At 39.1% G+C, this 13,547-nt stretch carries 9 protein-coding genes; 2 read left to right on the top strand and 7 right to left on the bottom strand.

Translation table 11 applies throughout. The features are described from left to right. Window positions 1–55 precede the first annotated feature (55 nt). The 7 genes from mutL to clpP all read right to left on the bottom strand — a co-directional run bounded on the left by mutL (window position 56) and on the right by clpP (window position 9,891). Window positions 56–1,999, bottom strand: coding sequence for a DNA mismatch repair endonuclease MutL (mutL, locus tag VYJ22_RS05605; protein WP_329902917.1), 1,944 nt, complete (start codon window positions 1,997–1,999; stop codon window positions 56–58). Continuing rightward, entirely contained in the window at window positions 1,996–2,244 is a 249-nt protein-coding gene (locus tag VYJ22_RS05600; RefSeq protein WP_329902915.1) for a hypothetical protein, read from the bottom strand. The genes mutL and VYJ22_RS05600 overlap by 4 nt, the downstream gene beginning before the upstream one ends. Beyond that, window positions 2,241–4,265: an OstA-like protein gene (locus VYJ22_RS05595; protein ID WP_329902913.1), complete on the bottom strand. Its 2,025-nt coding sequence runs from the start codon at window positions 4,263–4,265 to the stop codon at window positions 2,241–2,243. Before VYJ22_RS05595 ends, VYJ22_RS05600 begins: the two co-directional genes overlap by 4 nt. A gap of 29 nt (window positions 4,266–4,294) precedes the next feature. Further along, window positions 4,295–5,680 carry a peptidylprolyl isomerase gene (locus tag VYJ22_RS05590; RefSeq protein ID WP_329902912.1) on the bottom strand — a complete coding sequence of 462 codons (1,386 nt, stop codon included), beginning with the start codon at window positions 5,678–5,680 and terminating at the stop codon, window positions 4,295–4,297. A gap of 68 nt (window positions 5,681–5,748) precedes the next feature. Further along, the gene (gene recQ / locus VYJ22_RS05585) at window positions 5,749–7,935 is read right to left on the bottom strand and encodes a DNA helicase RecQ (protein WP_329905537.1); all 2,187 of its coding nucleotides are present in this window, start codon (window positions 7,933–7,935) and stop codon (window positions 5,749–5,751) included. A 70-nt stretch (window positions 7,936–8,005) separates the two neighbouring features. Continuing rightward, on the bottom strand, window positions 8,006–9,229 hold the full coding sequence (clpX, locus tag VYJ22_RS05580) for an ATP-dependent Clp protease ATP-binding subunit ClpX (protein WP_329905536.1): 1,224 nt from the start codon (window positions 9,227–9,229) through the stop codon (window positions 8,006–8,008). After that, window positions 9,229–9,891 (bottom strand): ATP-dependent Clp endopeptidase proteolytic subunit ClpP, encoded by a 663-nt coding sequence (gene clpP / locus VYJ22_RS05575; RefSeq protein ID WP_329905534.1) that lies wholly within the window; start codon window positions 9,889–9,891, stop codon window positions 9,229–9,231. The genes clpX and clpP overlap by 1 nt, the downstream gene beginning before the upstream one ends. 1,592 nt (window positions 9,892–11,483) lie before the next feature. Here clpP and VYJ22_RS05570 point away from each other — a divergent pair. Continuing rightward, on the top strand, window positions 11,484–11,636 hold the full coding sequence (locus VYJ22_RS05570) for a hypothetical protein (protein WP_329905533.1): 153 nt from the start codon (window positions 11,484–11,486) through the stop codon (window positions 11,634–11,636). Between the two features lie 550 nt (window positions 11,637–12,186). Beyond that, the gene (locus VYJ22_RS05565; RefSeq protein WP_329905532.1) at window positions 12,187–13,407 is read left to right on the top strand and encodes a C10 family peptidase; all 1,221 of its coding nucleotides are present in this window, start codon (window positions 12,187–12,189) and stop codon (window positions 13,405–13,407) included. The last annotated feature ends 140 nt before the right edge of the window (window positions 13,408–13,547 follow it).

The following is a 13,547-nucleotide window of genomic DNA, read 5'->3' as shown; positions in this document are numbered from 1 at the left end:
GTTTACTAAGTTTAATCTAAAATATATTCTAGGCTGATACATGCATACACCTCCATCAACTAAACATTTTATCTATATCTGTTTCGTTTATAATGGATATGATAAGCTTCCCATCAGGAGTAAAGGTTGGTTCTTCCGAAGCAAAGAGTTGTGCCAGTAATATCTCAGCATCATCCAAGCAAACACATTTACTTATTGACCGGGATTTATAGTCAGCAATCTTGAGTGCTATAAGTTCCATTAGTTGCTCTGCACCCGTTTTACCGGTGTCAATAGTTGTATCGATAATATCTCTTACAACCTCTACAGCCTCTGTTATAATAAGAGAAGGTGCAGAAAGCACCGAATAGGTCCCTTGTCCCAAAGGAGAGAAATCGAATCCTAATGAAGACATTTCGTCCATCACCTTCTCCGCTGTTGAGACATTACGGAGTGGGAATTCTATAATCTCAGGAAACATAAGCTGCTGTTGCTCCAGGGCTCCACTGGCAGAATCAGATAAAAACTGTTCATAAAGGACTCTTTTTTGTGCCCGCTGATAATCTATCAGAGCCAAACCACGGCTCAAGGTCGTAACAACATATCTATTCTTATACAAATAGCAAAAAGCATTTTTCCCTACATTATCCAATGCAACAGGAGTAAGCGAGACTGCCTTAGTTTCATAGACAGACTCAGAAGTAGAGTCTAATATCTCCTCTTCAAATAAATTATCCTCTTTATCTGGTATGCTTTGAGGCATGCTATCAATATTGTCCGATGGTAAAATTATCTCTCCATCTTTCTCGAAATCACTTTTCAGGTCAGCCCAATCAATCTGAGGCTCCGTACGCGGACGGAAAGGACGATTAAGTGTATTAGGCGAAGTAACGGATCCAGAAGAACGACTAAAAGGATTATAATCACCTTTTAAGCCCATGCCGGGCATCTTCAAAGATTCTTCAGTACGTCCCTTATAAACGGGGATATCAATAAGATGACTTTGTTCAAAATCAATAGAAGGCATAGCCACAGATGAACTGAGCGTTTCTCTTACAATACCGATAAGCAACTGCCAAATGGCCTTTTCATCAGCAAATTTGATCTCGGTCTTGGTGGGGTGTATATTGACATCAATAAGTGCCGGATCCAAATTGAAATAAATAAAATAATTCGGTGATGCACCTACAGGTATAAGTTGCTCATATGCCATCATGAGAGCTTTATGAAAATAAGGATGGCGCATAAACCTTCCGTTGACGAAGAAGAATTGATTAGCACCTCTTTTACGTGCACCTTCAGGCCGCCCCACATATCCGCTTACATTAGCTAATGGACTTTGCAGACTTACCGGCAACAGATCTTTATCCAACTTTCCTCCCATAATACTCAAGATACGCCCTCGCAAAGAGGCTGCAGGGAGTTCTTGTACCAACTGTCCACTATTATAAACAGAAAAAGATATTTCAGGATTGACCAAGGCGACACGCTCAAATTCCGTCATAATATGCCTGAATTCGGTATCATTAGTCTTAAGGAATTTACGGCGTGCCGGTACGTTATAAAAAAGATTCCTTACAGTAAAAATAGTGCCTTCAGAAGCTGTTACAGGTTCTATATGCTGTACCTCACTTCCATGTATCGTAAGTAAAGTGCCTAGCTGCGCCTCAGACTGCTTAGTGGTAAGCTCCACTTGTGCTACCGCAGCAATAGAAGCCAAGGCCTCACCTCTGAAACCCATAGTTTTAAGTTTAAAAAGCCCTTCTATGTCAGATATCTTAGATGTCGCATGGCGTTCAAAAGCCATACGAGCATCATTGGGAGACATACCTTTGCCATTATCCGACACCTTGATGACTTCTCTTCCGGCTTCACTGATGTCTAAGCGTATTTTGGTAGCACCTGCATCTACTGAGTTTTCAAGTAATTCCTTAACCACAGAAGCCGGACGTTGAATAACCTCACCGGCTGCAATCTGATTGGCAATGCTATCCGGTAAAAGATGTATTATATCACTCATCGCATAAAGAAATACCAGTAAATAAAACCGATTACAAGCATAATAAGTATATAACGAATGATACTTTGAAACCTATCAGAAGAAGTAATGCCTTTGTCTTTTTGAGTCTTCAAATTAGAAGTGCCGGCCAGAAAAGAACCGCGGATACGTTTTTCGGCATCCATCGTGATATTTTTTTCATATTCTCTTTTTTTAAGCTCTTCTAGGAATGAATCATTTTCATGAATCTCCCCCCGCTCAATCATTTCTTCTCTGATTCGCTGGATTCGTTTTTCGAGTTGCTCTTTTTTGGGATCCCAATAGATGGGCTTATGATCGAATTGTCTTGGACGTCGTTGCTTGTAGAAACTTTGAATACCCATGATAGATTGATAATTTGTTTAAGAATATCTATGTCCCGGTCTTTATTGTCACGCAAAATATAAGGAGAGAGTTTGGTCTGTTCTTCAGCCTGAGCATCCTTTTGCCGCTCCTGTGCAGCAGCTTTAGCTATCTCGGCTAATGAGTTATATGCCCGCAAAGCTGCATCAGCACCTTTGAATCTGGAGTAATCAGGTAAAGCAGTAGTAACCTGACCCGTAGAGTCTATTGTACCTATACCTGAGATGACATCGTATCTTGTTTTGGGCCTAATATCATTATGAAGTTTGAAGCCTTCCAGTTGATTCACTTCAGCCGTGCGAGCTAATCTCAAAGGAAATATTTTACCGGTTGCGGGACCAACCCATAGTATTTTTTCTGATTTGCCAGCTTCGTTCAAGTAAATATAATTACCATCAGACTTAATCCTATTGAGACCTGAATAAGTAGTATCATTCTCTTCTTTGAGATAATTAATAGACTCGGCTTTGCCATGTATCTCTATTTGCTTTGCCAAAGAATCTCGCATAATAACCTTCATCCAATCACCTTTGGCCTGATTGAATCTATCTTCTTTCAGGTCCTCAAGAACAAATGCATTGGAGAATATATATGCCTTATCAAGTTTTTCTTTTTTGAAATCAAAACGTACCGTATCGCCCGATAACTGATAATTTTCATTCCACATTACAGGTGATCCGTACATATACATAATAGAATCTATGGAGATTCCCACCAAAGAGTCAGAAACAGCTTGTACATCTTTCCGGTAAACCTTGACGTGATGATATGCCTTGAGGATATGATTTACCGTAGTATCATTTGGAGACAAAGTCTTTGACGGGAGTGAGTCATTGATTGGCTTAGCATCGGATTTTGCTACAGGCTTTTTCTCTTTTCCCCATGTAATCAGCTCCAAAGTATCAGCACCTATGTATAAGGTATCAGCTTTGGAAAAGTCCATGACAAAAGCTTTCGATGTAGTAAAAGCGTAATCACGATTTTCGTCATAATAACCATAATCACCGAAAAGAGATACTTTTTTTACCGTATCACTTATTTGCATATTACCGAAAGCTTCTCCAAAAAGATTCTTTCGATCATAATAGATAGAATCACCGGTAAGAGTCTTAGCTCCGGATTGAACCAATGAGCGATCAAGAAGTATAGACAAATCTTTTTGAGAGTCATACACACCGCGTGTAGAGACTATCATACCTGAATCAGACTCTATAGTGGTCTGACCTTCAAAACGCCCTATCTGGGTTTTGGTATTATAAAACAATATTTCGGTATGCATGACAGCCTTATCATTCTCGAGCTTCACATTATCTCGGAACTCTGCATCATCAGTCTGCGGAGAGTATTGTCCATAGTCTGATGTAAGTGTATTGAGTGAGTCTACAATAGTGCCTCCATCAAAATAGTAAGCAAGGTCGGCTACACGGTCATAATCAAGACTATCGGTATAGAGCGTTGTCTTTCTATTCTCAAGCCTTACATTGTTACGAAGCTTAGCTAATTTCTGAATACCATCGTAATACAAATACTGGGCGTAGATATTAACGGTATCTGCTTGTATCATATGCACATTACCAAAGGCTTCAAAAGTCTGCGTCTGTTCATCAATATATGCACTATCACAAAACATCCGAGCATTACCATGAGTAAAGGCTACATTGCCCAATAACCGCTGTGCATTAGGATTAATATCTTTGTCGAATGTCAATTGATCCGCATGATCTAATATAATACGAGATTTTTGCGGGGGAGTTCCGTCCCTCTTAGTTATAGTGTCTTTTAAGAGCCCAAATGCGGAAGTCCCATAAGCATGAGATCCCGCAAACCATTGAGCACTCACGCCTAAATATGCTCCTATAAGCAGGAGCACAATAAGCGGCTTCATTCTACTATTATGCTTTGTTCCGGCAGGCATTACTTGTCTTTATGAACCCAATTAGGATACTTAAATTTGCAATCCCTATACCTCTCATTGATAAACACGTAGGTTTCCTTTTGCTTCCTTCTGATCCATGAGTCAAGGACTTCATTGCGTTTCTTCTCAATAGCCAGTTCGTTGATTTTCTGGAAATCGGCATTCATATTCGCTTTATGCCCTTCAGTAATATTTTTGAGTTTTACTATTGCTACCTCCTTTACGCCTTTATCATTGGTCATAATGAAAGGAGCCGATACTTCCCCCTTTTTCATGCCATATACTTTACGGCTTATATCTTGCGGAAGTTCTTCGTAGGTAAACATAGATGAACCGCTAAAGGCACTTTCATTCTTATTATTGACCATAAGACCTTGATTGTTTCTGGTATTATTGTCATCCGAGAAGAAGTCTACCGCTTTTTCAAAAGTCAATTTATTATCACCAATGAGGGTCTTGATAGAATCAAGCTTAGAAATGGAGTTTTGCAAAGCACTGTCAGCAATTGCAGGGCGCAAAAGGATTTGCCTGAAATTCACCAAATCACCACGTCTCTCTATCAACTGCACGATATGGTAACCTTCTTCAGTTTTGACAATAGGCGAAACTTTCTTCGTATCTGTAAGATTGAAGACAGTGCCGGCAAAATCAGATTCCAAAACCGACTTACTTGTAAAGCCATATTCCCCCCCCTGCGCAGCAGTACGCCTATCATCGGAATAGAGACGAGCAATAGTAGAGAAGTCTCTTTTCCCTGAATTGATTTCATCTGAAAATTCTCTAAGACGCTCTTTTATAGCATCGATCTCAGACATGGACACCTGAGGCTTTGAGGTAATTATCTGTACTTCCACGGTGGTAGGTATAAAGGGAAGACTATCTACCGGCATACTCTCAAAAAACTTACGGATCTCAGACGGAGACACCTTCACATCAGACGCTATTTTATTCTGCATCTGCTCTATGATATTATTATTTTTGACTTGATGACGCAGATCTTCACGTATCTGAGAGTATTTCTTGGAGTAATATTCCTCAAGCTTCTCTCTTGATCCGGCCTGATTGACTAAATATTGTAGGCGTGATTCCACAAAACGGTTAACTTGAATATCATCAACCTGAATACTATCGATCTTGGCCTGATTGAGGAAGAGTTTATGAATGGCGATCTGTTCCGGAATAAAACAATCCGGATCACCGTCGAAGCCCATGTTCAACATCTTCATATTGATTTTTTCAGCTTCAATATCAGAACGCAAGATGGGCTCGTCGCCAACCATCCATACCACCTCGTCTATTACATTCTTTTTTTGAGCCTGTGCAGGCACAAATGACAATGCTGCCAAAAAGGCAAACAATAACGGTGCAACAAAAAACTTCTTCATCAATTTTTTATGATATAAAAGTAAGCATATGCCTTACGTTTTTTGAAAAGCATACACTCACCTGTTTATTAATTTGCTAATTCGGAAAGGAACTTTATTCGCACAAGACGTATCTCCTCCTCTGTATAGTCATCGCCCAACTCATCCATAGCGGCATCAAGGCTGTCAGTCGTAGATTCCTTGAAATACTGGAAGATATCTTCCTGATGATCTTCATCCATGGCCTCCTCAATAAAGTAGCTGATATTTATACGTGTACCCGAATACACAATAGCTTCTATTTCTGAAAGCAATGCATCGAAGTCAAGCCCATGGCTCATAGCCACATCATCCAAGGCAACCTTGCGGTCTATTTGCTGTATGATACTAACTTTCATCTTGGACTTATTGGGCAGTGTACGCACACGCATATCTTCGGGTCGCTCAATGTCATTGTCTTCGACATGACGCTTGATCAACTCCACAAATTTGGCCCCATAGCGAGCAGCCTTGCCGGCTCCCACTCCGGGTATATTTTGCAATTCGTCCAGGGTAACTGGGTAAAACGTAGCCATTGATTCCAAAGACGAATCTTGGAAAATAACATAGGGTGGGACTTTGTTCTGAGCCCCCATCTTTTTCCTCAAGTCCTTCATCATGGAAAAGAGCACAGGATCTACAGCTCCACCGGAACCTCCTCCCGAACGAGAAGCATTGTCATCATCCACTTCTTCCTCGTCATTCTCATCCACAACTTTGAAACTCACGGGCTTTTTAATAAACTTCTTTCCCGCTTGAGTCATCTTTAGCACTCCATATGTCTCTACGTCTTTATCGAGATAACCACTGATGAGAGCCTGACGTATTACAGCGTTCCATAAATTTTCATCCTCTTCTTTTCCAATTCCAAAACATTCCAGATTTTCATGTCCGAAAGATTCTATGTCGGCATTGGTTTCTCCACGTAAAATTTTGATTACATAGTCGGTTTTGAACTTCTCTTTAAGAGTGTCCACGACTTCTAATACATTTAATAGTAATTCTTTAGCTTCCACCTTCTTTTTAGGCATCAAACAATTATCACAACTTCCACAATTATCACTCTTGTACTCCTCTCCAAAATAGTTGAGAAGAAATATGCGTCTGCATATACTTGACTCGGCATAAGCGGCTGTCTCTCCAAGGAGCTGGCGTCCTATTTCCTGCTCGGAAATAGGTTTGTTTTTCATAAACTTCTCCAACTTATCCAAGTCTTCCGGTCTATAATAAGCAATACACTTGCCTTCTCCACCATCACGTCCGGCACGTCCTGTCTCCTGATAATACCCCTCGATGCTTTTGGGCATATCATAGTGTATTACATAGCGTACATCCGGCTTGTCAATTCCCATTCCGAAAGCGATGGTAGCAACTATAACATCAACTCTTTCTTCAATAAAAGCATCTTGATTCTCTGCTCTTTCTTTGGCATCAAGCCCGGCATGATATGGCAAAGCCTTAATTCCGTTGGCTTGGAGTACTTGCGCAAAGGTAGTAACCTTATTGCGACTCATGCAATAGATAATGCCACTCTTTTGGGGTTGAGACAAAATAAATTTTACAATATCCTTGTCAACACCCTCATTTTTAGGCTTAATCTGATAAAATAAGTTGGGTCGGTTAAATGAACTTTTAAAAATAGCTACATCTTCCATACCCAAGTTTTTCTGAATATCATGCTGCACTTTAGGTGTAGCTGTAGCTGTAAGCGCTACAATAGGATGCTCCCCTATTTCCGAAACGATAGGTCTGATACGCCTATACTCCGGACGGAAATCATGCCCCCACTCCGAGATACAATGAGCTTCGTCAATAGCATAGAAAGAGATATTGATAGAGCGTAGAAATGCTATATTATCTTCTTTGGTCAGGGATTCCGGTGCTACGTATAGCATTTTGGTTATACCTCGCCGTATGTCTTCTTTTACGCACTCCAATTGATTCTTATTGAGCGAAGAGTTCATGAAGTGAGCTACCCCGTCTTCACGGCAGTATCCCCTGATAGCATCCACCTGATTTTTCATCAAAGCTATTAGTGGCGATATTATTACTGCCGTACCTTCCATAAGCAAAGCCGGGAGCTGGTAACACAAACTCTTGCCTCCACCGGTAGGCATTAGTACAAACGTATCACGGCCCATCAAAACATGTTCAATAATAGCCTGTTGGTTGCCTTTAAAAGAATCAAATCCAAAATGATCTTTTAAAGCTTTTAAAAGGTCATACTTTTCCGCCATGATAAACCGAGTAATAGTTTCTACTAATTTATATAAAATATCAATTGAAATACATCGTCAAGATAAACATTTATGCATTTAACTCAAATTGTTTTTGAGCATATTCCTTAGTTACCCTAAATTCTTTCAAGTTTTGGGAAGGAGCTGTATACATGCTATCTATCATTATAGCCTCGACTATAGAGCGCAAGCCTCGAGCTCCAAGTTTATGCTCCATAGCTTTATCTACAATATAATCCAGTGCCTCATCGTCAAAATGAAGTTCAGCTCCATCCATCTCAAAAAGCTTGGCGTATTGTTTAATAATAGCATTTTTGGGTTCGATAAGGATTTTTCTCAGCGTCTCCTTATCAAGTGGGTGCAAATAAGTGATAATCGGCAAACGCCCAATAATCTCCGGAATAAGACCAAAAGCTTTGAGATCTTGTGCATTCACATATTTAAGCAGATTGTCTCGCTCGATCTTTTTATCATTAGCAGCAGAGGTATACCCCACCACTCTAGTATTCAGTCGATGAGCAATTTTGCTCTCAATGCCATCAAAAGCTCCCGCACATATAAACAGGATATGGTGCGTATTCACAGCAATAAGCTTTTGCTCAGGATGTTTGCGTCCGCCTTGTGGCGGTACATTTACAATAGATCCCTCAAGGAGTTTGAGCAAACCTTGTTGCACTCCCTCACCACTCACGTCACGGGTGATAGACGGGTTGTCAGACTTACGAGCTATCTTATCTATTTCATCAATAAAAACAATGCCTCGCTCTGCCTCTTTGACATTGTAGTCCGATGCCTGAAGCAATCGGGTAAGTATGCTTTCAATATCTTCGCCCACATATCCGGCTTGTGTAAGCACAGTGGCATCTACCATAGCAAAAGGCACATTGAGCATACGAGCTATAGTTTTGGCAAGTAAAGTCTTACCTGTACCGGTAGGCCCAAGCATCAGGATATTGCTTTTTTCTATTTCCACATCGTTGCTATCGTCTTTTTGCAACAAGCGTTTATAGTGATTGTAAACCGCTACAGAAAGATACCTCTTGGCTTCGTCCTGTCCTACTACATATTGATCCAAATGTTTTTTGATCTCCATAGGCTTAGGCAGCGGTTGTTCTTTTAGATCCTGCAGTTTAGCTTCTTGGTTTGCCTCCTCCATCTCTTTTACAATCTCGGAAGCCCTCACAGCACACTCCATACAAATAGAGGAGTTGAGCCCCTGAAGTAAAATGCCGGTTTCATTTTCGCTGCGACCACAAAAGTCGCAGTGGTGTCCCATACTATTTTTCTTTGCCATTAATCGCGTTTCAATATCTTATCAATCATTCCATATTCCATGGCTTCCGAAGCAGTCATCCAATAGTCACGATCGCTATCACGCTCCACAACCTCTATGGGTCTGCCGGAATGTTCCGAAATAATAGAATAGAGTTCCTTCTTCACACGAAGTATCTCTCGTGCGGCAATCTCAAGGTCACTGGCCTGTCCCTGCATACCACCCAGCGGTTGGTGAATCATCACTCTGGAATGAGGCAGAGCAAAACGCTTACCTTTGGCTCCCGCAACAAGCAATACGGAGGCCATCGAAGCTGCCATACCTGTACATATAGTAGAAACATCACATGATATGTACTGCATGGTATCATATATACCATAGCCGGCATATACAGATCCTCCGGGAGAATTGATATAAATAGAGATATCTTTACCCGGGTCGCTACTGTCAAGATAAAGAAGCTGTGCTTGTATCACATTGGCTGTATAATCATCGACCTGTGTTCCCAGAAAGATAATCCTATCCATCATGAGTCTCGAGAAAACATCCATCTGAGCTACATTGAGCTGACGCTCTTCAATGATAGTAGGAGATATATAACTGCTTTGGATGTCCATATAATTGTCCAAAGCTAAGCTATTCATCCCTAAATGACGAGTAGCATATTTTTTAAAATCGTTCATCGCTTATGTTTAATCTAATTTGCTTCTATGTAAAAAACTCTTTGAGGGTGAATGAAATTGCACCCTATTATAACAAAGTTAAGAAAAATATTAAAATCCATTCTCAACAAGACTTACACAGAGTAACGCCTCTTCCCAAGCATGAGTATATTACCCTTTACTCATCATATTCTAAGAGGTGTATTGTATCATGAACCCTATTTTTGATAAGGTACAAATCATTTTTCCGAAAAATACAGCATTGTATTAAAATTGAATTTCTTCCGTTAAGTTCGGGCAACGAAATTATACAAAATTTGCAATTGAACAAAAGAATCGTGCGAGAAGCTCTTTATACCACCCAATTACCCTCAGTCCTCCTATTGATAATCAAAATAGCCTTACGAGCATTCAAGCTAAGAATATCATCCCCATCCTCCAATCATTACATTAGAAACTGAATTACAATAATTTAAAACAGAATAGATCTATTTTTGTTCTAGAGTGAAATCACAACTGACAATCAGTTCTTATTCTTATCCAATATTATCTATCCATCTTTGATAAGTTTGACTTTACATTTAGTATCGTACAGCTATACAAAGCAAGATAAGTAACAATTGGAATACTTCTAAGCCATAAGACAATCAATAAAACAGCATAACTCCCCCCCTAATTCCTATTAACGTCAAAGTATATTATTGGTCATAACTGTACATCACAGAAAAGATATCAAAATAACATTTTACGGCAACATATAGAATCATAATGTCAGAACAGCAATCACTCCTGACACAAAATTTTTTTCGTAAATCTGTAATTGCCAGACTAATAAGATTATTACAAATACATCTGATTGCAGCTGGCAAGCTAACGTGCCTTCCTAAACAAATATAGCTCACGTGATACAAACAAATATCGAATCATCTATACAAAAATTATTAGCTCTCGATTAGGCTGTAAAATTCTATTATGATAAGTCTGTCGTCCGTGCCTAATAAGTCAGTCGACCTATTAGGATAGGATTTTATCCTTATATGATAAGTCAACACACCTATCATATAAGAATAGAGCATCACACCCCAAATATTATAAATATTTCGGTACAATTTAATTGAGCCCTGGAAGGATATGATGGAAAGATTTAGGAAGGAAATGAAAGGGAATAATGAAATAAGAAAAAGTATTACAAAAAAGATGAAAAGAATCAAAAGCCTACGGCTTCACAGCCAAGTATAAATGCTTCTCATTTATATAACAAATAGTGGACAATGCTTTATTGACGCATTCTTGACATATATTAATAGAGATGTATATTTGGTCTGATATATGCGCGATGTAAAGTGGCTATCCCCTTGTACTTCTCCACACTTTACTACCTGTGGCATCGACCTATTATACTGTAATATATACTCTATTGATCCCATATTTCCTTCTATATATTGGTTTATAATTTCATCCCTGTTCATCCCAAAGATACAATATTTGCCCCCCCTTTGTCAAGATCCCGGACAAACAATCTGAAATATCAATATGACAGGATTTCCACAAAATCATGATCACACTCACACTTTCCACCATTCACAACGGTGGATCTAAATCAAATAGATCTGATGAAACATAGGCCTGGGATACGTACGTTTATCAACAAAAAATATCTCAACCGTATCAATGCAGCAGGTCGTCCCGGCTACGGTTGTATACTTCTTTTGAAAATGCTTTTGCTTCAAACCTGCTATAGGTTGAATGACTTTGCATTCAAGTAATGTACCAATGACTCGGTAACCTTACGTAGAGTGTCGGGTTTGGGGTTAAAAGAAGTGTCTCCTAGGCAAAACGTCCGTATGGGACTCGTGTATTTGCCAATCGGAGCTATCCATCGGAGATTAATGAAAAATATCTAAGAGAACAAAAACTCAAGTAAGGATGCATACTCTTGCAGCACCATGCCTATATTTATAAATAATAATGCTACATGATATCATTTTTATTTAGATCTAAACACATCAGTTTAATAAATACATCGCATCAGGCAGATTAAAACACAAAACAACCATGAATATAGATAGTATAATAAAATTTCCATAAAATAATTTATATTTCATAAAAGGTATTGGAAATCCACACATATTTATTACTTTTACGTTGGATTATGTTGCAATGTCAATGTATACTAAATTATTGCAGACATGATCCGCGGTAAAAAGACTTTTTTTGCTATGTATTGAATTTTATTAAATATAAAGGTGTGAAAATGGGTTAGGCTCTTATATCCAACGATCACCGACTTTGTATAATTTAAAAATAGTTTTTACCATGAGTAGATTTAATCGTTTTTGGCGGCTTTTACTTGCCGGCTCCGCAGTTTTACTTTTATTTTCGTGCACTAAGGACAACTTAGCCTCAAAGCAAGAAGGCACAACCGAACCAACCGAATCCGGTTTTGTAACAGAGAAACAAGCGCTGGACATTGCCGCAACCTTTATGGAGAGTGACAATATTGCTCCGGATTTACGTGCATCATCAAAACCAGAACTAAGCGTTATTTATACTGATGCCCAAGGCTCTGGTATGAAAAGCTCTGCAAACTCTAATCAAAAGCCAACTTATTATGTTATTGATGTAAACAAAAAAGGCTTTGTAATCGTATCAGCATCAGATGCTACTTATCCTGTTCTTGGCTATTCTACTGAATCAGCTTTTAATCCAAAGGACATACCTACCAATATGCAGGATATGCTCTCTGATTATTCAAAAGAAATTAAATATGCTTGGAAGCATATCAAATCTAATGAAAAAACAGAAGCTATGCGCAGTTCTATTTTGAGCAGAAGAACAAGAAATTCTCAAGATACTATTGTTGTAGCTCCTTTATTGGGAAGTATCAAATGGGCACAAGATCCATATTACAATGATTATTGTCCCAAAGGATGTCCTGTTGGTTGTGCTGCAACAGCTGTAGCTCAGATTATGCGTTATTGGGAATACCCTAGATCAGGGACAGGAAGTCATAGCTACAAACATAAAGTCTATGGAACTCAATCTTTCAATTATGAATACAATATTGATTGGAAATCAATGCCCAAAGCCACGTTGTCAGAGGCTGATTCATTGGTTGCGAAATTCTGTTATGGAGTAGCTGTCGGTTTGGATATGGAGTTTAGCCCTAGAGGAAGTGGAGCCCTCCCTGAGGATATACCGAATATGTTAAAGACATATTATAAATATCCTTCTACAGTACAAATTGCTTATCGCTCTCAATACGAAGTAAAAGATTGGCATAAATTAGTACGTAAAGAATTAGATGCTAGGCGCCCCGTGCAATATTCAGGTCATGGAAGCAGAGGTGGTCATGCCTTTGTATGTGATGGATACACCAAAAACAATTACTATCACATGAACTGGGGCTGGGGTGGAACTTCAGATGGTTACTTCTTGCTAAATGCGCTTAACCCAAGTGATCTTGGTACAGGTGGAGGAGCCGGAGGATTCAACGCAAGACAATCTATAATTGTAGGATTTGCTCCTAGAAGATAATTTTCTGAAAACAAATTTAATGGGTTTTGCATAGATCTCAAAATGATGTTTTGAGATCTATGTAAAACCATTGATAAAACAAGACTACAATTTGTATTTTTAAGTCTAAAGTTAAAAACAGATTTAAAAACAGGACTATT

The sequence above is a fragment of the Porphyromonas pogonae genome (genome assembly GCF_036320655.1).
GTDB lineage: Bacteria > Bacteroidota > Bacteroidia > Bacteroidales > Porphyromonadaceae > Porphyromonas > Porphyromonas pogonae.
This window is presented reverse-complemented; position numbering and strand designations above follow the sequence as displayed.

Coding starts and splice junctions, on each gene's coding strand:
- VYJ22_RS05565 (WP_329905532.1), top strand. CDS start 12,187: ATGAGTAGATTTAATCGTTTTTGGCGGCTTTTACTTGCCGGCTCCGCA.
- mutL (WP_329902917.1), bottom strand. CDS start 1,999: ATGAGTGATATAATACATCTTTTACCGGATAGCATTGCCAATCAGATT.
- recQ (WP_329905537.1), bottom strand. CDS start 7,935: ATGGCGGAAAAGTATGACCTTTTAAAAGCTTTAAAAGATCATTTTGGA.
- VYJ22_RS05590 (WP_329902912.1), bottom strand. CDS start 5,680: ATGAAGAAGTTTTTTGTTGCACCGTTATTGTTTGCCTTTTTGGCAGCA.
- VYJ22_RS05600 (WP_329902915.1), bottom strand. CDS start 2,244: ATGATTGAGCGGGGGGAGATTCATGAAAATGATTCATTCCTAGAAGAG.
- VYJ22_RS05570 (WP_329905533.1), top strand. CDS start 11,484: ATGAAACATAGGCCTGGGATACGTACGTTTATCAACAAAAAATATCTC.
- clpP (WP_329905534.1), bottom strand. CDS start 9,891: ATGAACGATTTTAAAAAATATGCTACTCGTCATTTAGGGATGAATAGC.
- clpX (WP_329905536.1), bottom strand. CDS start 9,229: ATGGCAAAGAAAAATAGTATGGGACACCACTGCGACTTTTGTGGTCGC.
- VYJ22_RS05595 (WP_329902913.1), bottom strand. CDS start 4,265: ATGAAGCCGCTTATTGTGCTCCTGCTTATAGGAGCATATTTAGGCGTG.